Here is a 278-nt window from a genome sequence, read left to right on the forward strand (position 1 = left end):
GTGACCACCTGGTCCCTGGAGCAGACGGCGCCCACCGATCTGCTGCCGGCCGCCGCACCGGAGGGGGACGTCCGGATCGTCCGCGCCGAGGTGCCCTCCCCCGAGTTCAGCCGTTTCCTGTACGCCTCGGTCGGCGGCGACATCCGCTGGACGGACCGGCTCGGCTGGAGCCACGCGCGGTGGCGGGAGCACCTGGAGCGGCCGGGCGTGGAGACCTGGGTCGCGTACGACCGCGGCACGCCCGCCGGGTACGTGGAGCTGACGCCCGGCGACGACGG

General features: G+C 75.5%; 1 pseudogene. It reads left to right on the forward strand.

Annotated features, from left to right (window positions below):
* Positions 1-278 (forward strand): annotated as a pseudogene (locus tag OOT08_RS18825) (GNAT family N-acetyltransferase); the annotation flags it as partial.

Source organism: Leucobacter sp. M11 (assembly GCF_035726885.1).
GTDB lineage: Bacteria > Actinomycetota > Actinomycetes > Actinomycetales > Microbacteriaceae > JAPFRB01.